We start from the raw sequence: 20,627 nt of genomic DNA, 5'->3' as shown, positions 1-20,627 counted from the left end.
ATTTCCGCGCGGGCCGACCCGGCCCTCATGTGCCCGGCAGGCCTACGGGCGCCCGCCCTGCGCGAGTCGGCGAGGGCGTCCGGCACTACGCCAGAGCGCTCCGGGCCTGCCAGTCGGCCCAGGACAGGTTCCACTCGCCGTACCCGTTCCCGGCGGCGGGCACGCCCTTCGAGCCGCTGCCGGTCACCTCGAACGGGTCACCGGCCCGCACCCGCGCGTACAGCCAGGACGCGTCGGCGTCACTCATGCCGATACAGCCCGAACTGTGGTTGGTGTTCCCGAAGTAGGCCGCGTTCCAGGGCGCCGCGTGCGCGTACATGCCCGACCAGGTCAGCCGCATCGAGTAGTCGACCATCTTGTCGTAGGCGTCCCCGAGGCCCACCGTCTCGGAGCGCATGTTGACGGTGCCCTCCTTCGCCATCAGCACGGAGGTCCCGCCCCACGACGCCTTCACGCCCCCCGGGGTGCCGGCCGACACCGGCACGGACCGCAGCGCCCGGCCGTCCCGGACCAGGGCCAACCGCTTGGAATCCAGGTCGACCCGGACGACCTGGCTCCGGCCCACGGTGAAGGACGTCGTGTAGTCGCGGACGAACCAGCCGCCCCTGGCACCGGAGTTCACCCTGTCGAGGCGCGCGTCCAGCCGCACCTTCGTGCCGGCCTTCCAGTAGGTCTTCGGCCGCCAGTCGACGCGGTCCCTGCCGTCGTGGTCGGTCACCCAGCCCCAGGAGCCGGCCGTGCCGTTCGACGTGGTCACCGAGAGGTGGCGCTCGACGGCGGCCTTGTTCTTCACCGGATGGTCGAACACGATCGACACCGGCTGGCCGACGCCGACCGTGGTGCCCTTGCCGGGCGCCAGCGTGAGCTTGTTGACCCTGTCGGGGTGGAACGGCTTCGCACGCCCCGCGGCCGGGCTCGCCTTCGGCCCCGACGAGGTCGGCGCGACGTCCGCCGCGGCGGGGGAACCGCCGGAGCAGGCGCTGAGGACCACCGCGGACGCGGCCGTGGTGAGGATGAGCAGGGGGCGGCGTATGCGACGCAAGGGGACGTACCTCCGTACAGGCTGTGGACCGTACGGAAAGAGGCGTAAGCGCCCTTTTGGGTTGCCCGATGCCGTTTATGTCACATCCGCGGCAGGGCGCGCCGAGGAGAGACAGGGCACGGAGAGGCGGGGTGCGGCAGGGGCGGCGAGGGCGGGGCAGGGGAGTGAGGCGCGGGGGAGTGAGGGCGGGCCGCCCCGTCCCCGTCCGTCCCGCTCGCGGCCGCCGCGCCCGCGCCCGCATCCGCCGCGCGGCCGCCGCGCCCGCGCCCGCATCCGCTCCGCTCGCGGCCGCCGCGCCCGCATCCGTCCCGCCCGTGCCGTCGCGCCGCTCGCCCCCCCGGTGTCCTCGACGTCCTCGGCGCGGTGCGGCCGCTCAGGACTCCGCGCGGTGCTTGGAGCCCGCCGCCGGGGCGGGTGCCGGCGTGGGCAGGGGGGCCTGGGCGGCGCGCGTGACGTCCGCGACGACCTCGACGACGTCGGGACCGTACGCCTGCGAGTTCACGACCTTCAGCAGCAGGACGAAACTGCTCCCGCCGTGCTTGCGGGCCAGGCGCGCGTGGTTGCGGGCGAGGTAGCGGGTCGCCGCCTGGTTGGTGATCGCGCGCTGCCCGCAGAAGAGGAACACCGGTCTCGCGTCACGGCCCTGGCCCGCGGTGAGCCGGCCGAGGATCACGTACTCGCCCCGGCCCGACTCAAGACGGTAGCGCTCGCTGCCGATCTGGAAGGCGCCCCGGTCGGGACCCGGCTCGGAGTCGACGTTCACCCGTATACCGGGCAGCAGCGAATGCAGATGCGCGGCCATGCGCCGGTTCGACGACGGGCCGCCCACGCAGAACTCCGTCCGCTCCCCGAAACCCTGCTGCGTGGCGTCGTGCGCGATGACCTGGGCGTGCGCGCCGCAGTCCTTGATCAACGCGGACAGCTCCAGCAGCGCGAACACGTCATGGCGCATCACCGTGAGTTCGGGCCCGCCCGCCTCGCGGTTCACCACCAGCAGCGACTCGGAGTTGTCGGGAAGCCCGAAGAACGCCTGCTTGCGCCGCAGTTTGCGCTTCCACAGATAGGTACGGGCGAGCCAGCCGAGCGCGGCACTGATGCCGGCCGCCAGGACGCCGAGGACGATGTTGCGCACGTCGTCAGTCATGGGCGCGCATGCTAGCGGGCCCACGGAAACACGTTCGAGGCGGTCCTGACGCGAGCATGGCATCAACGTTACGCTGCGCGGACAGCTGTTGACTGGAGGTACGGATGCGTCGCCCTGTTGCGCGGAATCTGGCGGTCCTGGCGGTTTCGGCCACGGTGATGACGGTCGGTGCCGCGGCACCCCCCGCACCACCGGCCGCGTCCGGCACCGCGAGAACGACCGCCGCGAAGACACCCGTCGCGGTCGGCTACGGCGGCGCCGTCGCGAGCGTCGACCAGGACGCCTCCGCCGCCGGCATCGAGGTGCTGAAGAACGGCGGCAACGCCGTGGACGCGGCCGTCGCCACGGCAGCCGCCCTCGGCGTCACCGAGCCCTACTCCTCCGGCATCGGCGGAGGCGGATACTTCGTCTACTACGACGCCAAGTCCCATGCCGTGCACACGATCGACGGCCGCGAGACGGCCCCCCTGACCGCCGACTCCGGACTGTTCCTGGAGAACGGCAAGCCCCTCGCCTTCGCCGACGCCGTCACCAGCGGCCTCGGCGTGGGCACACCGGGCACCCCCGCGACCTGGCAGACAGCCCTGGACACCTGGGGCAGCAAACGCCTGGGCAGCGTCCTGAAGCCCGCCGAACGCCTCGCCCGCGACGGGTTCACGGTCGACGACACCTTCCGCTCCCAGACCGAGGCGAACCAGGCCCGGTTCGCCAACTTCCCCGCCACCGCGAAGCTGTTCCTGCCCGGCGGCTCCCTCCCTGTCCTCGGCTCCACGTTCAAGAACCCCGATCTCGCCCGCACCTACACGGAGTTGGGTCACAAGGGGATGGACGCCGTCTACCACGGCCGCCTCGGGCGAGAGATCGTCGCCACCGTCGACAAGCCGCCCGTGGACCCCGCCTCCGGATACAACGCCCGCCCCGGCAAGCTGTCCGCCCGCGACCTCGCCGCCTACGAGGCGAAACGCCAGGCACCCACCAGGACCTCGTACCGCGGTCTGAACGTCTACTCCATCGCCCCGTCCTCCTCCGGCGGCACCACCGTCGGCGAAGCCCTCAACATCCTGGAGAACACGGACCTCTCGAAGGCGAGCGAGGCACGCTACCTGCACCGCTTCATCGAGGCGAGCCGCATCGCGTTCGCCGACCGCGGCCGCTGGGTGGGCGACCCGGCCTTCGAGGACGTCCCCACCAAGGACCTGCTCGCACAGAAGTACGCCGACTCCCGCGGCTGCCTCATCAAGGACGACGCCGTACTCACGAGCCCCCTCGCACCGGGCGACCCGGCCCACCCCGCCGCCTGCACCACCGGCGGCACCGCCGCCCCGACGACGTACGAGGGCGAGAACACCACCCATCTGACCGTGGCCGACAAGTGGGGCAACGTCGTCTCCTACACCCTCACCATCGAACAGACCGGCGGCAGCGGCATCACCGTCCCCGGACGCGGATTCCTCCTCAACAACGAACTGACGGACTTCTCCTTCGCGCCCGCCAACCCGGCCGTCCACGACCCCAACCTGCCCGGCCCCGGCAAGCGCCCCCGCTCGTCGATCTCCCCGACCATCGTCCTCGACCGCCACAGCCGGCCCCTCGTGGCACTCGGTTCACCCGGCGGCGCGACCATCATCACCACCGTCCTGCAGACACTGACCGAGTTCGTCGACCGGGGCCTCCCCCTCGTCGACGCGATCGCCGCACCCCGCGCGAGCCAGCGCAACGCGACCCAGACCGAACTCGAACCCGGCCTCTACGACAGCCCCTTGAGGGCCCAACTCGAAGCCATCGGGCACTCCTTCAAACCCAACCCGGAGATCGGCGCCGCCACCGGCATCCAGCGCCTCCCCAACGGAGCATGGCTGGCCGCGGCCGAGAAGGTACGCCGGGGCGGCGGGTCGGCGATGGTGGTACGACCGGCACCGTAGCCACCCTCGATGCGACACGGCGGTCCGGGCGAGAACCCCACCCGGACCGCCCGCGCCGCAGCCGACCATCCGACCGTGCCACCACCCCGCCCCCAGCGGCCACCCGCCCACCGACCGGACCTTCCTTCCCGACCCCCAACACACGGACGGGGGAGGGGAGTAGGGTCGCCCCACATTCGGCGCGCCCGAAGCGGAGCACACCGAAGTGATCCATCTTTGAGGGCACTGCGCCCGCGCCGAAAACTCCCTGTAGCCGATACGTAACACGGCTGGTGTTTTCTACCGGACCGGGGCACTCCACTCGGGCGGGAGTTGGGCGATGACTGTAGAACAACTCCCTGGACAGGTACGGGAGTTCGCGCGCTACCTGAACGAGCTGATGAACCGGCTCGACCAGGGCGCCGGCTGGTGCGGAGTCTTCTGGCAACGCGACCCCGACGGCATGAGAGCCTGCCTCGACGGCTGGGAAGTACCCCCCTGGGACGTCGTGGAAGCACTCCTCCAAGACCTCCTCGCCGGATACGGCGACCGGGCCGCAACCCAGGAGACCGACCGCGCCCGCACCCTCCACCACGCCGCACTCGCCGCCCACGACGCCCGACCCGGCGGCCGGGACGCCCTCGGCGACCGCCTCGACGTCATGCTCCGCGAACAGCGCTACGCCACCGAACGCCAGACAGAACTGACCCGCCTCCTCCACACCGCCGGCACCCACGAGGAGGCCGACACCATCCGCCTCGACCTCGCCTGGGCCCACGACGACCACGAACGCGCCACCGCCCGCTGCGCCGAACTGCGCCGCCGCATCGACGGCCTCGACCGCCGCGCCCCGCACACCCCCCAGCGCACCGCACCCGCCCCCGACGGCACCTGGACCCCCCAGCGGGAGAACAGATCCCGCCCCGCCGAACAGGGCACCCACCCGCGCGGCCCCGCACCAGGCGCCCCCGGCCCACACACCACCCCGTACACCGGCCCGTACCCGGACCACTACGACACCGGCCCGAACCCCGCCGCCCCGGCCACCGCGGACGACCCCCACCCGCGGGTCCCCGCCCAAGGCGGACCGAGGAACGGACCCGCCGACCACACACCCCACGACCATCAGCGCCGGACACCCGACCCGCACCGCGACGACACCCCCACACCCGACGGCCGACCCCAACCCGCCACCCCGCACACCCCGTTCGAGCCGACCACAGCCGACAGCCCCGCCGCACCCGCCCCCAGACGCTCCAAGCGCCGAACCCGCGGCAGCGCCCGCTTCGCCGGCATGACCGAAGCCGACACCCACCCCACCCCCGTACCCGACACGGCACCCACCCTCCCCGCCCCGGCCGCACCCGGCCGCCGCACACCACGCGGCGCACGCTTCGCCGGAGCCGCCGAAGAACCCGCACCCCACCCCGGACCCGCCGCCACCCCACCCGACGACGACGCCCGGCACCACACCACACAGACCGTCACCACCCTCACCCGGCTCCGCGGCGAAGGCCGAAGCGGCGAAGCACACGCCCTGCTCGTCGAAGCCGCCCACTGGCCCGCCGCCCGCTTCCCCCACCTCGCCGCCGAACTCCACCGCCACGGACTCGACGCCGACTGGGCCACCCTCCTGTGGGAAGCCGCCTCCCTGCCCGCCGACCGGCTCGTCGCCGCCGCCGACGCCCTCACCGCCGCAGGCCTCACCACCGACGGACAACAACTGCTCCGCCAAGGCGCCGCCCGGCCCGCCCCCGAGATCGGCGCCGCCGCCCTCGACCTCGCCGACCAGGGCCGCCACCGCGAACTCGGCGCACTCCTCAGCGCCTACGTCCGCGTCCGCGCCCCCGAAGAAGCCGCCCGCAGCGCCCAGCCCGACCCACAACGCCTCGTCCCGCTCCTCCTCGAAGCCGCCCGCACCGTCTCCGACCAACGCCACCGGGACCTCGTCCACGCCCTGCGCGTCGCCGGCTTCCCCACATGACCACCCGCCCCCGAGGCGACCGCACCACCCGCACACCCACCCCGCCGGCCACGGCCACCGGCCACCGGCCCCTCCTCCGATCGGGCCCCATCGCCCCGGCCACCGGCCACGTCCTTCACCCGTGGGAGTGGGAAACGTGATCGACTCAGCGGGGTAACGACGACGGTCTTGGCAAGGCTGTCCGGGGGGCTTACCTTCGAGCCTCTACCGCCTTTGTCTACGGGCGTAGAAGCTCTCTGACGTCCCGTCGAAGGAGCAGCTCATGGCCAACGTCGTCCGCGCCGCCCTCGTCCAGGCCACCTGGACCGGCGACACCGCATCCATGGTCGCCAAACACGAGGAACACGCCCGCGAGGCCGCCCGGCAGGGTGCCAAAATCATCGGGTTCCAGGAAGTCTTCAACGCCCCCTACTTCTGCCAGGTCCAGGAACCCGAGCACTACAACTGGGCCGAACCCGTCCCCGACGGCCCCACCGTCACCCGCATGCGCGAACTCGCACGCGAAACCGGCATGGTCATCATCGTGCCCGTCTTCGAAGTCGAACAGACCGGCTTCTACTACAACACCGCGGCAGTGATCGACGCCGACGGCACCTACCTCGGCAAATACCGCAAACACCACATCCCCCAGGTCAAAGGCTTCTGGGAGAAGTACTACTTCAAGCCCGGAAACCTCGGCTGGCCCGTCTTCGACACCGCCGTCGGCAAAATCGGCGTCTACATCTGCTACGACCGCCACTTCCCCGAAGGCTGGCGCCAACTCGGCCTCAACGGCGCCCAACTCGTCTACAACCCCTCCGCCACCTCCCGCGGCCTCTCCGCCCACCTCTGGCAACTCGAACAACCCGCCGCAGCCGTCGCCAACGAATACTTCATCGCCGCCATCAACCGCGTCGGCCAAGAGGAATACGGCGACAACGACTTCTACGGCACCTCCTACTTCGTAGACCCCCGCGGCCAGTTCGTCGGAGACCCCGCCAGCGGCAAGAACGAAGAACTCATCGTCCGCGACCTCGACTTCGACCTCATCGAAGAAGTCCGCCAACAATGGGCCTTCTACCGCGACCGCCGCCCCGACGCCTACGAAGGGCTGGTGCAGCCGTGACCGACCTCCACACCCGCCACAAAGCCGTCCTCCCCGACTGGCTCACCCTCTACTACGAAGACCCCATCGAGATCACCCACGGCGAAGGCCGCCACGTCTGGGACACCGACGGCAACAAATACCTCGACTTCTTCGGCGGCATCCTCACCACCATGACCGCCCACGCACTCCCCGAAGTCACCAAAGCCGTCACCGAACAAGCCGGACGCATCATCCACACCTCGACCCTCTACCTCAACCGGCAGATGGTCGACCTCGCCGAACGCATCGCCCAACTCTCCGGCATCCCCGACGCCCGCGTCTTCTTCACCACCTCCGGCACCGAAGCCAACGACACCGCCCTCCTGCTCGCCACCACCCACCGGCAGAGCAACCAGATCCTCGCCATGCGCAACAGCTACCACGGCCGCTCCTTCACCTCCGTCGGCATCACCGGCAACAAAGGCTGGTCACCCACCAGCCTCACCCCCCTCCAGACCCAGTACGTCCACGGCGCCGTCCGCACCCGAGGCCCCTACGCCCACCTCGACGACACCGCCTTCATCACCGCCTGCGTCGACGACCTCAAAGACCTCCTCGGCCATACCCGCACCCCCGCCGCCCTCATCGCCGAACCCATCCAAGGCGTCGGAGGCTTCACCGCACCACCCGACGGCCTCTACGCAGCCTTCCGCGACGTCCTCCACCAACACGGCACCCTCTGGATCGCCGACGAAGTCCAGACCGGCTGGGGACGCACCGGCGAACACTTCTGGGGCTGGCAGGCCCACGCCGCCTCCGGACCACCCGACATCCTCACCTTCGCCAAAGGCATCGGCAACGGCATGTCCATCGGCGGCGTCGTCGCCCGCGCCGACATCATGAACACCCTCGACTCCAACTCCATCTCCACCTTCGGCGGCTCACCCATCACCATGGCCGCCGGACTCGCCAACCTCACCTACCTCCTCGAACACGACCTCCAAGGCAACGCCCGACGCGTCGGCGGCCTCCTCATCGAACGCCTCCGCGCCATCACCGCCCAACTCGACGGCGTACGCGAAGTCCGCGGCCGCGGCCTCATGATCGGCATCGAACTCGTCAAACCCGGCACCGACGAAGCCGACCCCCGAGCCGCCGCAGCCGTCCTCGAAACAGCCCGCCGAGAAGGCCTCCTCATCGGCAAGGGCGGCGGCCACAACACCAGCGTCCTCCGCATCGCACCACCCCTCACCCTCACCGTCGCCGAAGCCGAAGAAGGCGCGTCCATCCTCGAACGAGCCCTCAACAGCGCCCAGTAGCACAGCGCCCAGTAACACGGCGCCCACCAGGCCCACTCGCCGACGACACGCAGGGAGCCGAACCCCGGCGCACGACCACCCCACAGGCCCGACGCGAACCGAGACCCCCACACCGGCCGCGACGCTCCGAGGCGAACCAAGCCACAGAACAAAGGGGAACGCCGCCATGACCACCACCCTCGAACCCGCCCTGTCCGTACGCCAGGTCCTCGCCCTGGACCGCGTACAGGCCGGCGAACCCGAGGTGGTGGCCGGCGCCCGACACCTCGACCGCACCGTGCGCTGGGTCCACGTCGCCGAAGCCGCCGACGTCGGCGTCATGCTCAGCGGCGGCGAAATGGTCCTCACCACCGGAGTACTCCTCGCCGGCGACCCCGACGCCCAAGCCGACTACATCCGCTCCCTGCACCGCGCCGAAGCCGCCGCCATCGTCCTCGGACTCGGCCGCGCCTTCCCCACACCCCCCGACGCCATGCGCCGAGCCGCCGAACGCTGCGGACTCCCCCTGGTCGTACTCCACCGGCCCTCCCCCTTCGCCGAACTGACCGAGGAAGTCCAGTCCCGGCTCCTACGCAGCAAATTCGCCGCCGTGAGCCTCTCCGAAACCGTACGCACCGCACTCACCGCACTCATCACCACCGGCGCCCCCCTCCAGCACCTCCTCGACGAGATCGCCCTCCACACCGCCTGCCCCGTCGTCGTCACCAACCTCGCCCACCGCGTCCTCGCCACCGCGGGCGAACGCTCCGCCGTCGACGACGTGCTCCGCGACTGGGACCGCATCGCACGACAGGCCGGCGGCCGCGAAGGCGACGGATGGATCCGCGCCGAACTCGGCGGACGCGGAGAACGATGGGGCCGCATCCTCCTCTGCGGCCACCGCGGCGACACAGGAACCGGACAACTCCTCGCCGACCGCGCCGCCGAAGCCCTGATTCTCCACCGCATGCTCGGCGGCTCCGCCCACACCTGGGAAGAGGAATCCGCCCAGAGCCTCCTCACCGACCTCGTGAGCGGCGCACAACCCGCCCGCCAACTCCTCCCCCGAGCACGCGCCGCCGGACTCCCCGTCAACCGCCGCACCTTCGTGCCCCTGGTCGTACCCCACGGCGACCCCGCCCAACTCGACCGCGTCCTGCGACTCCTGGGCCTGCCCGGACTCGTCGCCGAACTCTCCGACGGCGCCACCGCCCTCCTGCTCAGCCTCCCCCGCGACCAGGACGCCGACGCCCTCGCCACCCACTTCGCCGCACGACTCCGCCACGAGACCGGCACCCCCACCACCGTCGCCACCGCCGGACCCCGCACCGACTGGGACGACGTCCCCACCGGACTGCGCGAAGCCCTGCACGTCGCCGAGGCCGCCGCCGACACACCCACCGGCCAGGACCAGCCCCCACTCGTCCGCCTCCGCGACGTACACCTGCGCGGCCTCGTCCGACTCCTCCGCGACGACCCCCACGTCCAGTCCTTCGCCGAACGCGAACTCGACGGCCTCCTCTGCGGAACACACCCCGACCCACACCTGCTGCCCGTCCTGCGCACCTACCTCGCCACCGGCCGCAACAAGTCACGCACCGCCCAGCTCCACCACGTCAGCCGCCCCGCCCTCTACCGCCGACTCGAAGCCATACAGGCACGCCTCGGCGTCGACCTCGACGACTTCGAACAAGCCGCATCCGTCCACATCGCCCTGCTCGCGCACGACGCACAACAACGCTGAAACCCGACGCACGACCACAGTGAGACCCCATGCGCAACAACGGTGCAACACACGACCACTCGGCCGAAACACGGGACAACACGGAGGTGACACCGTGGAACGGCACGGCACTCCACACGTGACACGGTGCAACTCAAACCGGCCGCCCAGGCTTCCTAGGCTCCTCGCACACCGAGCGACCGGAGGTCCCGATGAACAGAGTGATCCGCGCCGCCGTCTTCCAGACCGCATGGACCGGCGACAAAGAATCCATGATCCAGGTCCACGAGCAGGCGGCCCGCGACGCCGCCGCCCAGGGTGCCCAAGTCCTGTGCTTCCAGGAACTGTTCTACGGACCCTATTTCTGCCAGGTCCAGGACAAAGAGTTCTACGCGTACGCCGAACAGATCCCCGAAGGCCCCATCGTCCAGCGCTTCCAGGCACTGGCCGAGGAACTGGGCCTCGTCCTCATCCTGCCGATGTACGAGGAAGAACAACCCGGCGTCCTCTACAACACCGCCGCCGTGATCGACGCCGACGGCACCTACCTCGGCAAGTACCGCAAAACCCACATCCCCCAAGTACCCGGATTCTGGGAGAAGTTCTACTTCCGCCCCGGCAACTCCGGCTGGCCGGTCTTCGACACCGCCGTCGGCAGAATCGGCGTCTACATCTGCTACGACCGCCACTTCCCCGAAGGATGGCGAGCCCTCGGCCTCGCAGGCGCCGAAATCGTCTTCAACCCCTCGGCCACCTCACGCGGACTGTCCGGCTACCTCTGGCAACTCGAACAACCCGCAGCGGCAGTCGCCAACGAGTACTTCGTGGGCGCCATCAACCGCGTCGGCGTCGAGGAGTACGGCGACAACGACTTCTACGGCACCTCCTACTTCGTGGACCCCGAAGCCCAGTTCGTCGGCGAGGTGGCCAGCGACAAGGAACCCGAACTCGTCGTCCGCGACCTCGACATGACCAAACTCCGCGAAGTCCGCGACCGCTGGCAGTTCTACCGCGACCGCGCCCCCGGCACCTACGGACCACTCACCGCACCCTAGGCCCACCCCACCCCGCGGGCCCGGCCACCCACCCGGCGCCGGACCCGCGGCCCCACACCCCCCACCCCAGCCCCCGACAACCCCACACCCACACAACCTCAACGCACGCACAACCGGAAGGAGAGGGAGCATGAGCCGAACCGTCATCCGTGGCGGACTCGTCATCACCGCATCCGACGAGATCCACGCCGACGTCCTGATCGAGGACGGCCGCATCGCCGCCCTCGCCGCGACCGGCACCCCCACGGCAGAGACCTGGACCGCCGACCGCACCATCGACGCCACCGGCAAATACGTCATCCCGGGCGGCGTCGACGCCCACACCCACATGGAACTCCCCTTCGGCGGCACCTTCGCCTCCGACACCTTCGAAACCGGCACCCGCGCCGCCGCCTGGGGAGGCACCACCACCATCATCGACTTCGCCGTCCAGAGCGTCGGCCACACCCTGCGCGAAGGACTCGACACCTGGAACGCCAAAGCCGACGGCAACTGCGCCATCGACTACGGCTTCCACATGATCGTCTCCGACGTCAACCAGGACACCCTCAAGGAAATGGACCTGCTCGTCGAAGAAGGAGTCACCTCCTTCAAGCAGTTCATGGCCTACCCCGGCGTCTTCTACAGCGACGACGGCCAGATCCTCCGCGCCATGCAACGCTCCGCCGAGAACGGCGGACTCATCATGATGCACGCCGAGAACGGCATCGCCATCGACGTCCTCGTCGAACAGGCCCTCGCCCGCGGCGAGACCGACCCCCGCTACCACGGCGAAGTACGCAAAGCCCTCCTCGAAGCCGAAGCCACCCACCGCGCCATCAAACTCGCCCAGGTCGCCGGCGCACCCCTCTACGTCGTCCACGTCTCCGCCAACGAAGCCCTCGCCGAAATCGCCCGCGCCCGCGACGAAGGACTCAACGTCTTCGGCGAAACCTGCCCCCAGTACCTCTTCCTCTCGACCGACAACCTCGCCGAACCCGACTTCGAAGGCTCCAAGTACGTCTGCAGCACCCCCCTCCGCCCCAAGGAACACCAGGCCGCCCTCTGGCGCGGCCTGCGCACCAACGACCTCCAAGTCGTCTCCACCGACCACTGCCCCTTCTGCTTCACCGGCCAGAAGGAACTCGGCCGCGGCGACTTCTCCAAGATCCCCAACGGCCTCCCCGGCGTCGAGAACCGCATGGACCTCCTCCACCAGGCCGTCGTCGACGGACACATCACCCGCCGCCGCTGGATCGAGATCGCCTGCGCCACCCCCGCCCGCATGTTCGGCCTCTACCCGAAGAAGGGCACCATCGCCCCGGGCGCCGACGCCGACATCGTCATCTACGACCCGCACGCCGAGCAGACCATGTCGGTCGAGACCCACCACATGAACGTCGACTACTCCGCCTACGAGGGCAAACGCGTCACCGGCCAGGTCGAGACCGTCCTCTCCCGCGGCGAACCCGTCATCACCGAGCGGGAGTTCACCGGACGCGCCGGCCACGGCGTCTACACCCCCCGCTCCACCTGTCAGTACCTTCTCTGAGAGACCAGGAGCGGCGCCATGGACTTCGGACTCGTCCTGCAGACAGACCCGCCGGCCTCCCGCGTCATCGAACTGATGCAACGCGCCGAGGCCAACGGCTTCACCCACGGCTGGACCTTCGACTCGGCCGTCCTGTGGCAGGAACCCTTCGTCATCTACAGCCAGATCCTCGCCAACACCCGGACCCTGACCGTCGGACCGATGGTCACCAATCCCGGAACCCGCACCTGGGAGGTCACCGCCTCCACCTTCGCCACCCTCAACGACATGTACGGCAACCGCACCGTCTGCGGCATCGGCCGCGGCGACTCCGCCATGCGCGTCGCCGGCCGCAAACCCAACACCCTCGCCCGCATCAGCGGCGCCATGAAAGTCATCCGCGCCCTCGGCCGCGGCGAGGAAGCCGACCTCGGCGGCACCGTCATCAGGTTCCCCTGGGTCAAGCCCGGCGCCGAACTGCCCGTCTGGATGGCCGCCTACGGGCCCAAGGCCCTCAAAATGACCGGGGAGGAAGCCGACGGCTTCATCCTCCAGCTCGCCGACCTCTACCTCACCGAGTACATGGTCAAGGCCGTCAAGGACGCCGCCGCCGACGCCGGACGCGACCCCGCCGACGTGAAGATCTGCGTCGCCGCCCCCGCGTACATCACCGAGGACGACTCACCCGAGGCACTCGCCCACGCCCGCGAGCAGTGCCGCTGGTTCGGCGGCATGGTCGGCAACCACGTCGCCGACCTCGTCACCAAATACGGCGAACACTCCGCCGCCGTCCCCGACGAACTCACCGACTACATCAAGGCCCGCGAAGGCTACGACTACGCCCACCACGGACGCGCCGACAACCCCGACACCGCGTTCGTCCCGGACGAGATCATCGACCGCTTCTGCCTGATCGGACCGGCGGAGCGGCACATCGAGAAGCTGAACGCCCTGCGCGCACTGGGCGTCGACCAGTTCGCGGTGTACGACATGCACGACGCACAGGAAGCCACCATCGACGCCTACGGCAAGAAGGTCATTCCGGGCGTCAACGGACAGTAATGGAAATCGGTCATCTGTCATCTGTCATCCGATATCTGACAGTTGTCAGTCGCCATCCGACGGCCAGGCCGGATGGCCCGGGCCCTTGAGGCTCGCCCCCGTTCGCCCCTTCCCGCCGTCCCGGGAAGGGGTCCAGGGCGCTCTCCGCGCACCCCCCGCAGGATGTCCCCGCACGGCCTCTCCCGTTCACTCCTCACTGATTGGCCTGCCCATGACAGAGACCGTCCCTCCGGACAGTCCGTCCGGCTCCGGACACGTCACGCTCCCTGACGGCCGCGTGGAGATCGCACCCGACGCTCCCGCGCCGAGCGGCCCCTACGCGAACGAGGACCTGCTCCCGGTCCCGGTCGAGAAGCGGACCTGGACCACCTACAATTTTTCCGCTCTCTGGGTCGGCATGGCCCACAACACCGCTTCCTGGACCCTTGCCTCGGGGCTGATAGCCGTCGGCATGGACTGGAAGCAGGCCGTCTTCACCATCGCGCTCGCCAACCTGATCGTGCTGGTCCCGATGCTCCTCACCGGGCACGCGGGGCCGAAGTACGGTATCCCGTTCCCGGTCTTCGCCCGCGCCTCGTTCGGGGTCCGCGGAGCGAATCTTCCGGCCGTCGTGCGGGCGTTGGTGGCGTGCGGCTGGTTCGGCATCCAGACCTGGATCGGCGGCGAGGCGATCTACTTCCTCGCCGGCAAGCTCTTCGGCGAGGGATGGCGCAACGCCTCGCAGATCGGCGGTCACGCCTGGACCATGTGGCTGTCCTTCGCCCTCTTCTGGGCGCTCCAGCTCGCCATCATCTACCGGGGCATGGAGACCATCCGCCGTTTCGAGAACTGGGCCGCGCCCTTCGTCCTCGTCGGCGCCGGTGTGATGCTCTGGTGGATGAGCAGCAAGGCCGGCGGGTTCGGGCCGTTGCTCGACCAGCCCTCCAAGCTCGGCTGGGGCGGGGACTTCTGGAAGCTGTTCTGGCCCTCGCTGATGGGCATGATCGGTTTCTGGTCGACGCTGTCGCTGAACATCCCGGACTTCACCCGGTACGGGAAGAGTCAGCGGGCGCAGACGTGGGGGCAGGCGCTCGGTCTACCGAACACCTGCGAATAGCCCCTCTGTTGTGCCAGCATGAGGCATGCGCCACGAACCCGCCGACCCCCAACTCGCCGCGATCTACTGCCGCATGTCGGAGGACCGTGAAGGCGGGGGCCTCGGCGTCGACCGCCAGCGCGAAGACTGCGAACAGCTCGCCGCACAGCTCGGCCTCACCGTCGTCCGCGTCTACACCGACAACGACCTCAGCGCCTACAGCGGCAAACCGCGCCCCGGATACCAGCAGATGCTCGAAGACCTCCGCGCAGGCACCTACGGCTCCGTCATCGCCTGGCACACCGACCGCCTCCACCGCTCCCCAACCGAGCTGGAGGAGTACATCGACGTGTGCGAACCCCGCTCCGTCCAGACCCGCACCGTCAAGGCGGGGACGCTCGACCTGACCACCGCCACCGGCCGGATGATCGCCCGGCAGCTCGGCGTGCAGGCCCGCTACGAGGTCGAGCGGATGGTCGAACGCCAGCGCCGGGCACGTGACCAGAAGGTCGAACGCGGCGAATACTGCGGCGGCCCGCGCCCCTACGGCTGGGAGAAGAACGGCACCACCCAAGTTCCTGAAGAGATCGAAGTGATCCGCGAGGCAGCCGAGGCCGTCCTCGCTGGAGGATCAATGCGGGCCCTCGCCGCGGACCTGAACGAGCGGGGTCTGCGTACCAGCCGGGGCAGCCATTGGGACGGCGAGACCCTGAGCCGCATGCTCCGGCGCCCCCGCAACGCCGGCATCCTCCAACACCGCGGGGAGGAAGCCGGCCCCGCACAGTGGGAGGGCGCCCTCGATGAGCCGACGTGGCGGAGCCTGCGCGCGGTCCTCGACGACCCGTCCCGGATCCCCACGCGGTCGAACGTGCGCCGCTACCTGGGCAGCGGGCTGTTCCTGTGCGGGGTGTGCGGTGAGGCCCTCACGTCGCACATGAAGGGCAAGGGCAGGCCGTCGCAGTACAAGTGCCGCAAGAACAGCTGCGTGGTCAGGAGTCTCGACCTCCTGGACGAGTGGGTGATCTGGCATCTCCTGCGCCGATTGCAGGAGCCGGATGCCGTGGACGTGTTCGCCCGCCCGGAGTCCGACGGCCCGGACCTGAAGGCCGCGCAGACGGCGTTGACGAAGGCGCGGGAGCAGCTCGACCAGCTGGCCGCGGCGTTCGGTGCGGGGGAGATCGACATGCAGGAGTGGCGGATCGCCCGCGAGGGGGCGAAGGCGAAGAAGGCGGCGGCCGAGGCGGTCTTGTCGACGGCGGTGCGCATCAACCCGTTGGCCGAGCTGCTCACGGCTGAGGACAAGGCGGCGGCCTGGTCGGCGTGGGATCTGGCGAGGCAGCGTGCGGCGATCGACTGGGCCATGGCGGTGCGGGTGCTGCCCGCGAAGATCGGGCGGCAGAAGGGTGGCGGGTACTGGGATGACGACGCGGTCGCTATCGATTGGAAGAAGTGACAACGCCCCCAGTCCCCGATGGTTCGGGGCTGGGGGCGTTGGCGGCCGGCGGCCGTTGGCCTGGGAAGCGTCTGGCGCCGGCCGGTCCGTGGGGGGGAATCCGGGTCCCACCCTTTGGGGAGTTGAGTGGGCTGGGCAAGAGTCTGCCGGGCCGATCACTCGAACGTGTGTTTTATCGGTTGAGGTCTTGCGGCGAGTCCGCGAAAGTGCCTGATTTATCAGGCTGACTTATGATGATCTTCAGTCGACCGTTTGTCGAGTGCAGCAACCCGACGACGATCAATGGCTGGCAGAGCGCAGCCGCGTCATCGGCGACCGCATCCGCGAACATCGCGACCGCCTGCACTACAGCCAGGAGTACCTCTACTTAGCCGCAGGTATCAGCCGCGACGTCCTGCAACGCATCGAGGCAGGCAGACACAACCCGACGCTGTACACCCTGCTCCGCATCGCCCGCGCACTCGACACCCCGCTCGCTGACCTCGTCCGGTAGATCCGACGTCCCACATCGGTGATCACCCTCACGGGCGGGGCGCTCCACCGGTAGCCCCGATGTAGGACCAACCTGCGGCAGAGTTGGACGGCCGCCCACTGTGGGGGCAGGAGGCGGCCGGCCGCCCGGGCCCGGCACACCGTCGCGCCGGGACCGGGAGTCATGACGGAACGACGCCGCGTCCCTGCTGCACCGTCGGCTGATCCGTCCGCCGGCACGGCCGCTTGTGCACCGTCACAGTGACGGGCGCACCCGAATCCCGGTCGATGCTCCGCGTCTCGGACTGGCCCTCACGGATCGGCTGGTCGCAGCGTGCGCACATCATCGGCGTCTGTCCTTGCTGGTCGGGGTGGGCGTGGCTGAGGCTCCATGGCAGCGGCACGTGCACGTCACTGTCAGGATCGGCGCCTCCCACAAAGGGGCACCGCGCCGGCGGACGACGGCCGGGCCACGGCACCAGTCGTGCTCACCGAAGCTGCACTCGGGGGTCATGACCGCTCAGACATCGGGACCAGGCCACGCTGCTCACGACACGGGGCGCACGCGTATAGCGGGAACGGCGGACCACTGTTGCGTTCGTGCGCGGCCACCAGGACGGCCGTCTCGGACGGCCCCTCGTGCCAGTGGCACCACTGCGGCGTCGGCGGTCCGTCTGTGCGGGAGGCCGGCGCGTGCGTAGGCTCTGCCATGTCGACTCCAACCAGTCGTCCAAGCCCCGGGCCGGTGACACGGCCGCGGGGGTTTTCTGTTCACTCGTATAGACCGTACTACCCCCTGCTACCCACGTGGCTAGCTATGGCAGGGCGTGTTTACCCACCTAGCTTCGTGATCATGAGCATTGACCGTGAAGGGCCCGTGCCCCCATACCGGCAGATCGCCGACCAGCTCCGCACGCAGATCGTCGACGGCAGCATCCCTGTCGGCCGTCGCATCCCGTCGCTCGTCGAGCTGGAGCAGACGTACGGCGTCGCCCGGGACACGCTCCGCAAGGCGGTGCAGGTGCTGAAGGACGAGGGCCTCGTCGAGACGGTCTCAGGGATGGGCGTCTTCGTCATCGCGGTGCCCGCAGGGGAGTGATGTCGGGGGCGGCCCGTAGAATGACGGCATGCCCAGCAACCCCGCCCGCCCTGGTTCCGCGCGGTCTGCTGACCAGATCAACGACGACATCCGCAACCTGTGGGCTCGAGCCCGCGGCAGCCTCACCCCGCAGGAACGCCAGCAGTACGAGCGGCTCCTCACCGAATGGGCCGACGCGATCGTCACCGCAGCCTGACCCCGCACACGACCACGGCCCCGCCCTCACGAAGAGAGCGGGGCCGCAGTCGTTCAGCGCCAGGGCGACAGATCGAGATCGACCGGAGGCTCAGGCGCCGGCCCCGCCGGAGTATCCGGCCCCACCCGGCGAGCCCACCCCCAGATATCCAGGTAGGCGCGCGTCAGCAGCTTGTGCTGTGTGCGCACCTCCTTCAGCTCCTTGTCGAGCCGGTCGGTGATCGTGCGGAAGTTCTCCCGCCGGTTCGTCCCCCGGTTTTGCGTCCAGGCCAGGACGCCAACGACCAGCGCCACCCCGCCCCCGACCAGTGCCCCCACGTCCATCAGCGTCGTGCCTTTCTCAGGTGCGGTGGCGGCGGATCGTCCATGCCTGATACGAGGACGACGCCGATCGCGAACGCCCCCCAGGCCGCGGCCGATCCGACCGCCTCCGCGTACGTGGTTGCCGCCGCCGCGGCGAACGCTCCCGCCCACAGTCCGGCCGGGACGGCGATGGCCACATAGCCGAAGGCCTGCACCCGCGGGCAGTTGGCGGCGAGCCCGGAGACAACTGCGCTGGCGCCGAGGACGACCCACATCCAGCCGAGGGTGTCGAGGCCTCCGGGGATGTGGCGGGTGATGTCGGCCAGGCCGCGGGCGGTGCCGTATCGAGGGTTGTCGATGATGCCGAGCCGTCCGTACGCGGCCCAGCCGAGGCCGAGGACGACGAGGAAGGCGCGACGGTGGGAGAAGGGCCGCCGCGCCGCCGCGCCCCACATCAGACGGTCTTGGCGAAGGACGCCGAGTTGGTCAGGCCGCGGAGCCTGGCGAACAGTCCCTTCAGCAGGGCGAGCCCGGCACCGACCCCGCCGGTGAGCGCGGCGTACCACATGCTCCCGTTGAGGGGCTGGGTGACGACGATGCCTGCGATGAACGCCTGGAGGAACGTGGTGAGGACGCGCTCCAGGAGGTCGCGGCCGTAGGTCGTCGCGGACTTCACGACGGTCTGTGTGTCGGGGAGGCTGAGGTCAGACATGGTGGTCCTCACTTCTTTTCGAGCGCGGTGACGCGCTTCTCCAGGGAGCTGAGCCGCTCCTCGGTCGTGGCCGGCGGCTTCGGTGTGGGGGGCTTGGGTGTGGTCGCCGTCGGCGGGGACCAGGACGCGGAGTGCTTCAGCCGCTCGTCGACGTCCGTCCGGAGCTGGCCCATGGTGAACGTGAACTTCCCGCGGGTGCCGTAGCCCTCGACGGGCCCGAGCGGGTCGACCTTGCCCTCGACGCTGGTCTCCAGATGGCCAGCGACCGAGCCTGCACCCCAGCCGTGGTGACGGCAGATCGCCGCGTTCCAGCGGACCCACGCGTCGTACTGGGCTCGCGTGTAGACGTCGCGGCCGTTGCCGAGGTTCTCGGTCTCGATGCCGTACAGCTCGTCGTTGCCGTCGACCGTGCTGCTCTTGTCCTGCTTGGGCAGCTTCTTCTCGGCGACGATCGCGGCCATCACGTTCGCAGCGGCCAGGCCGGCATGGTTCGCGCGGTGGCAGGAGACGAGGACGGCGATGCCGCTCTTCGGCAGGAACGTGTGGCACAGCGGTGCGGGCAGGTTCGGCGCGCCGCCGGTGGTCACCGCCTTCAGGGAGTCGCTGCCCGCGGTGTGGTGGTTGAGGACTCCGTGGACCGGGCCGAACGTCTTGCCCGTGGCGGAGTCGCGGCCGCGGGTGGTCCACCCGTCGAACTCGGTGTACTTCACCCCCTCGGCCTTGAGGGCGGCCCGCCACTCGGCGGGAGTCATCGGGGTCGTGGTCATGTCAGCTCCAATCTCAGACGTCGGTGATGGTCAGGTCGTAGTGCGCGGCCCGCACCGACACGTCCTCGCCCGTAAGCAGCGCCCGCACCCCGTCGAGAACCTTCTGCTCCGTCAGCCCGGGGAGAGGGCCGCCGACCCCGGCATCCACGCGGAGGGTCAGCGTGAACGCGGTCTCGTTCGGACCGTCAGCCTGGATCCGGTAGTACGGGTAAGCCAGTTCAGCCATGCCACATCTCCTATGCGAGCCGTCGGACGTGCAAGGTGGACCCCGCGGACAGCGAGGTAGCGGACGCGTTCGACACGCCCTGCGCCCACTGGAGCGCCAGCGTCCCCGCGGACGCGGTCGACAGATACGACTCCTCGACCGCGACAGCCTGGTTCGACGCCGAGTTGCGGGTGCCGTAGCGGACCGCGGTCGTGTATCCGTGGACGCCGGCACGGGAGTAGCCGCCGTCCGCTGCGGACGCTGTCGATGCGCCGCCTGCGAGGGTCCATGCGGCGCCGGACGCGGACCGGACTCCGGACGCTCCGGACGGGGTGGTCCACGCGGTCTGGATCTGCGAGACGTCCAGCGCCGCATAGTGGATGTAGAAAATGATGTGGTAGAACGCGTTCGCTTCGAGTGTGGCGACCAGGTCGGGATCGTCGGTCAGTGTTGTCGTCGAGGCGCGGGTGAGCGTGCTGTTCTTCGTGATGATGTCGGGGAGCATCGACGACATCAGGGTGCCGGTGACCCTCTGGCCCGCGTAGATGACGGGGTATCGCAC

General features: G+C 69.8%; 20 protein-coding genes and 1 pseudogene. 13 read left to right on the top strand and 8 right to left on the bottom strand.

Annotated features, from left to right (window positions below; all coding sequences use genetic code 11):
• Positions 1 to 85 precede the first annotated feature (85 nt).
• Positions 86 to 1,042, bottom strand: coding sequence for a L,D-transpeptidase (locus ABZT74_RS29925; protein WP_356439965.1), 957 nt, complete (start codon positions 1,040 to 1,042; stop codon positions 86 to 88).
• Between the two features lie 373 nt (positions 1,043 to 1,415).
• A complete protein-coding gene (locus ABZT74_RS29920; protein WP_356439962.1) occupies positions 1,416 to 2,186 on the bottom strand; it encodes a hypothetical protein in 771 nt (256 codons plus the stop codon).
• 104 nt (positions 2,187 to 2,290) lie between these two features.
• Between ABZT74_RS29920 and ggt the strand changes: the two genes are divergently transcribed.
• The 13 genes and pseudogenes from ggt to ABZT74_RS29855 all read left to right on the top strand — a co-directional run bounded on the left by ggt (position 2,291) and on the right by ABZT74_RS29855 (position 18,079).
• Entirely contained in the window at positions 2,291 to 4,108 is a 1,818-nt protein-coding gene (gene ggt, locus ABZT74_RS29915) for a gamma-glutamyltransferase (protein WP_356439959.1), read from the top strand.
• 319 nt (positions 4,109 to 4,427) lie between these two features.
• Positions 4,428 to 6,071 (top strand): hypothetical protein, encoded by a 1,644-nt coding sequence (locus ABZT74_RS29910; protein WP_356439955.1) that lies wholly within the window; start codon positions 4,428 to 4,430, stop codon positions 6,069 to 6,071.
• Positions 6,072 to 6,333: 262 nt separating this feature from the next.
• The gene (locus ABZT74_RS29905) at positions 6,334 to 7,176 is read left to right on the top strand and encodes a nitrilase-related carbon-nitrogen hydrolase (protein ID WP_355883287.1); all 843 of its coding nucleotides are present in this window, start codon (positions 6,334 to 6,336) and stop codon (positions 7,174 to 7,176) included.
• Complete coding sequence (locus tag ABZT74_RS29900; protein ID WP_355883284.1) at positions 7,173 to 8,456, top strand: aspartate aminotransferase family protein; 1,284 nt, start codon at positions 7,173 to 7,175, stop codon at positions 8,454 to 8,456. Before ABZT74_RS29905 ends, ABZT74_RS29900 begins: the two co-directional genes overlap by 4 nt.
• A gap of 166 nt (positions 8,457 to 8,622) precedes the next feature.
• Entirely contained in the window at positions 8,623 to 10,179 is a 1,557-nt protein-coding gene (locus ABZT74_RS29895; protein ID WP_356439952.1) for a PucR family transcriptional regulator ligand-binding domain-containing protein, read from the top strand.
• 191 nt (positions 10,180 to 10,370) lie between these two features.
• Positions 10,371 to 11,213 (top strand): nitrilase-related carbon-nitrogen hydrolase, encoded by an 843-nt coding sequence (locus ABZT74_RS29890; RefSeq protein ID WP_356439949.1) that lies wholly within the window; start codon positions 10,371 to 10,373, stop codon positions 11,211 to 11,213.
• 130 nt (positions 11,214 to 11,343) lie between these two features.
• On the top strand, positions 11,344 to 12,744 hold the full coding sequence (gene hydA / locus ABZT74_RS29885) for a dihydropyrimidinase (RefSeq protein ID WP_356177441.1): 1,401 nt from the start codon (positions 11,344 to 11,346) through the stop codon (positions 12,742 to 12,744).
• Between the two features lie 18 nt (positions 12,745 to 12,762).
• Positions 12,763 to 13,785 carry a TIGR03842 family LLM class F420-dependent oxidoreductase gene (locus tag ABZT74_RS29880; RefSeq protein WP_356439947.1) on the top strand — a complete coding sequence of 341 codons (1,023 nt, stop codon included), beginning with the start codon at positions 12,763 to 12,765 and terminating at the stop codon, positions 13,783 to 13,785.
• A gap of 211 nt (positions 13,786 to 13,996) precedes the next feature.
• Positions 13,997 to 14,866, top strand: a pseudogene (locus ABZT74_RS29875) (cytosine permease); the annotation flags it as partial.
• Between the two features lie 40 nt (positions 14,867 to 14,906).
• On the top strand, positions 14,907 to 16,313 hold the full coding sequence (locus tag ABZT74_RS29870) for a recombinase family protein (RefSeq protein ID WP_356439945.1): 1,407 nt from the start codon (positions 14,907 to 14,909) through the stop codon (positions 16,311 to 16,313).
• Between the two features lie 259 nt (positions 16,314 to 16,572).
• Positions 16,573 to 16,806 (top strand): helix-turn-helix transcriptional regulator, encoded by a 234-nt coding sequence (locus tag ABZT74_RS29865; RefSeq protein WP_356439942.1) that lies wholly within the window; start codon positions 16,573 to 16,575, stop codon positions 16,804 to 16,806.
• Between the two features lie 831 nt (positions 16,807 to 17,637).
• A complete protein-coding gene (locus tag ABZT74_RS29860; protein ID WP_356439940.1) occupies positions 17,638 to 17,883 on the top strand; it encodes a GntR family transcriptional regulator in 246 nt (81 codons plus the stop codon).
• Positions 17,884 to 17,911: 28 nt separating this feature from the next.
• A complete protein-coding gene (locus ABZT74_RS29855; RefSeq protein WP_356439938.1) occupies positions 17,912 to 18,079 on the top strand; it encodes a hypothetical protein in 168 nt (55 codons plus the stop codon).
• 53 nt (positions 18,080 to 18,132) lie between these two features.
• Here ABZT74_RS29855 and ABZT74_RS29850 read toward each other — a convergent pair whose 3' ends face one another.
• From ABZT74_RS29850 to ABZT74_RS29825, 6 genes are read right to left on the bottom strand one after another with little or no spacing between them, the layout of a single operon-like run.
• Complete coding sequence (locus ABZT74_RS29850) at positions 18,133 to 18,402, bottom strand: hypothetical protein (protein ID WP_356439935.1); 270 nt, start codon at positions 18,400 to 18,402, stop codon at positions 18,133 to 18,135.
• Complete coding sequence (locus ABZT74_RS29845) at positions 18,402 to 18,836, bottom strand: hypothetical protein (protein WP_356439931.1); 435 nt, start codon at positions 18,834 to 18,836, stop codon at positions 18,402 to 18,404. The genes ABZT74_RS29850 and ABZT74_RS29845 overlap by 1 nt, the downstream gene beginning before the upstream one ends.
• Positions 18,836 to 19,093, bottom strand: a complete 258-nt coding sequence (locus ABZT74_RS29840; protein ID WP_356439928.1) for a hypothetical protein — start codon at positions 19,091 to 19,093, stop codon at positions 18,836 to 18,838. Before ABZT74_RS29840 ends, ABZT74_RS29845 begins: the two co-directional genes overlap by 1 nt.
• A gap of 8 nt (positions 19,094 to 19,101) precedes the next feature.
• Positions 19,102 to 19,860 carry an N-acetylmuramoyl-L-alanine amidase gene (locus ABZT74_RS29835; protein WP_356439925.1) on the bottom strand — a complete coding sequence of 253 codons (759 nt, stop codon included), beginning with the start codon at positions 19,858 to 19,860 and terminating at the stop codon, positions 19,102 to 19,104.
• Between the two features lie 13 nt (positions 19,861 to 19,873).
• A complete protein-coding gene (locus ABZT74_RS29830) occupies positions 19,874 to 20,086 on the bottom strand; it encodes a hypothetical protein (RefSeq protein WP_356439922.1) in 213 nt (70 codons plus the stop codon).
• Between the two features lie 10 nt (positions 20,087 to 20,096).
• Positions 20,097 to 20,627 carry a hypothetical protein gene (locus tag ABZT74_RS29825; RefSeq protein ID WP_356439919.1) on the bottom strand — a complete coding sequence of 177 codons (531 nt, stop codon included), beginning with the start codon at positions 20,625 to 20,627 and terminating at the stop codon, positions 20,097 to 20,099.

Source organism: Streptomyces sp. NPDC005302 (assembly GCF_040607345.1).
In the GTDB taxonomy this organism is placed as follows: domain Bacteria; phylum Actinomycetota; class Actinomycetes; order Streptomycetales; family Streptomycetaceae; genus Streptomyces.
The sequence above is the reverse complement of the archived record's forward strand: the minus strand, read 5'-3'. Positions and strand labels throughout refer to the sequence as shown.

Coding starts and splice junctions, on each gene's coding strand:
- ABZT74_RS29920 (WP_356439962.1), bottom strand. CDS start 2,186: ATGACTGACGACGTGCGCAACATCGTCCTCGGCGTCCTGGCGGCCGGC.
- ggt (WP_356439959.1), top strand. CDS start 2,291: ATGCGTCGCCCTGTTGCGCGGAATCTGGCGGTCCTGGCGGTTTCGGCC.
- ABZT74_RS29910 (WP_356439955.1), top strand. CDS start 4,428: ATGACTGTAGAACAACTCCCTGGACAGGTACGGGAGTTCGCGCGCTAC.
- ABZT74_RS29905 (WP_355883287.1), top strand. CDS start 6,334: ATGGCCAACGTCGTCCGCGCCGCCCTCGTCCAGGCCACCTGGACCGGC.
- ABZT74_RS29895 (WP_356439952.1), top strand. CDS start 8,623: ATGACCACCACCCTCGAACCCGCCCTGTCCGTACGCCAGGTCCTCGCC.
- ABZT74_RS29890 (WP_356439949.1), top strand. CDS start 10,371: ATGAACAGAGTGATCCGCGCCGCCGTCTTCCAGACCGCATGGACCGGC.
- hydA (WP_356177441.1), top strand. CDS start 11,344: ATGAGCCGAACCGTCATCCGTGGCGGACTCGTCATCACCGCATCCGAC.
- ABZT74_RS29880 (WP_356439947.1), top strand. CDS start 12,763: ATGGACTTCGGACTCGTCCTGCAGACAGACCCGCCGGCCTCCCGCGTC.
- ABZT74_RS29870 (WP_356439945.1), top strand. CDS start 14,907: ATGCGCCACGAACCCGCCGACCCCCAACTCGCCGCGATCTACTGCCGC.
- ABZT74_RS29860 (WP_356439940.1), top strand. CDS start 17,638: ATGAGCATTGACCGTGAAGGGCCCGTGCCCCCATACCGGCAGATCGCC.
- ABZT74_RS29855 (WP_356439938.1), top strand. CDS start 17,912: ATGCCCAGCAACCCCGCCCGCCCTGGTTCCGCGCGGTCTGCTGACCAG.
- ABZT74_RS29850 (WP_356439935.1), bottom strand. CDS start 18,402: ATGGACGTGGGGGCACTGGTCGGGGGCGGGGTGGCGCTGGTCGTTGGC.
- ABZT74_RS29845 (WP_356439931.1), bottom strand. CDS start 18,836: ATGTGGGGCGCGGCGGCGCGGCGGCCCTTCTCCCACCGTCGCGCCTTC.
- ABZT74_RS29840 (WP_356439928.1), bottom strand. CDS start 19,093: ATGTCTGACCTCAGCCTCCCCGACACACAGACCGTCGTGAAGTCCGCG.
- ABZT74_RS29835 (WP_356439925.1), bottom strand. CDS start 19,860: ATGACCACGACCCCGATGACTCCCGCCGAGTGGCGGGCCGCCCTCAAG.
- ABZT74_RS29830 (WP_356439922.1), bottom strand. CDS start 20,086: ATGGCTGAACTGGCTTACCCGTACTACCGGATCCAGGCTGACGGTCCG.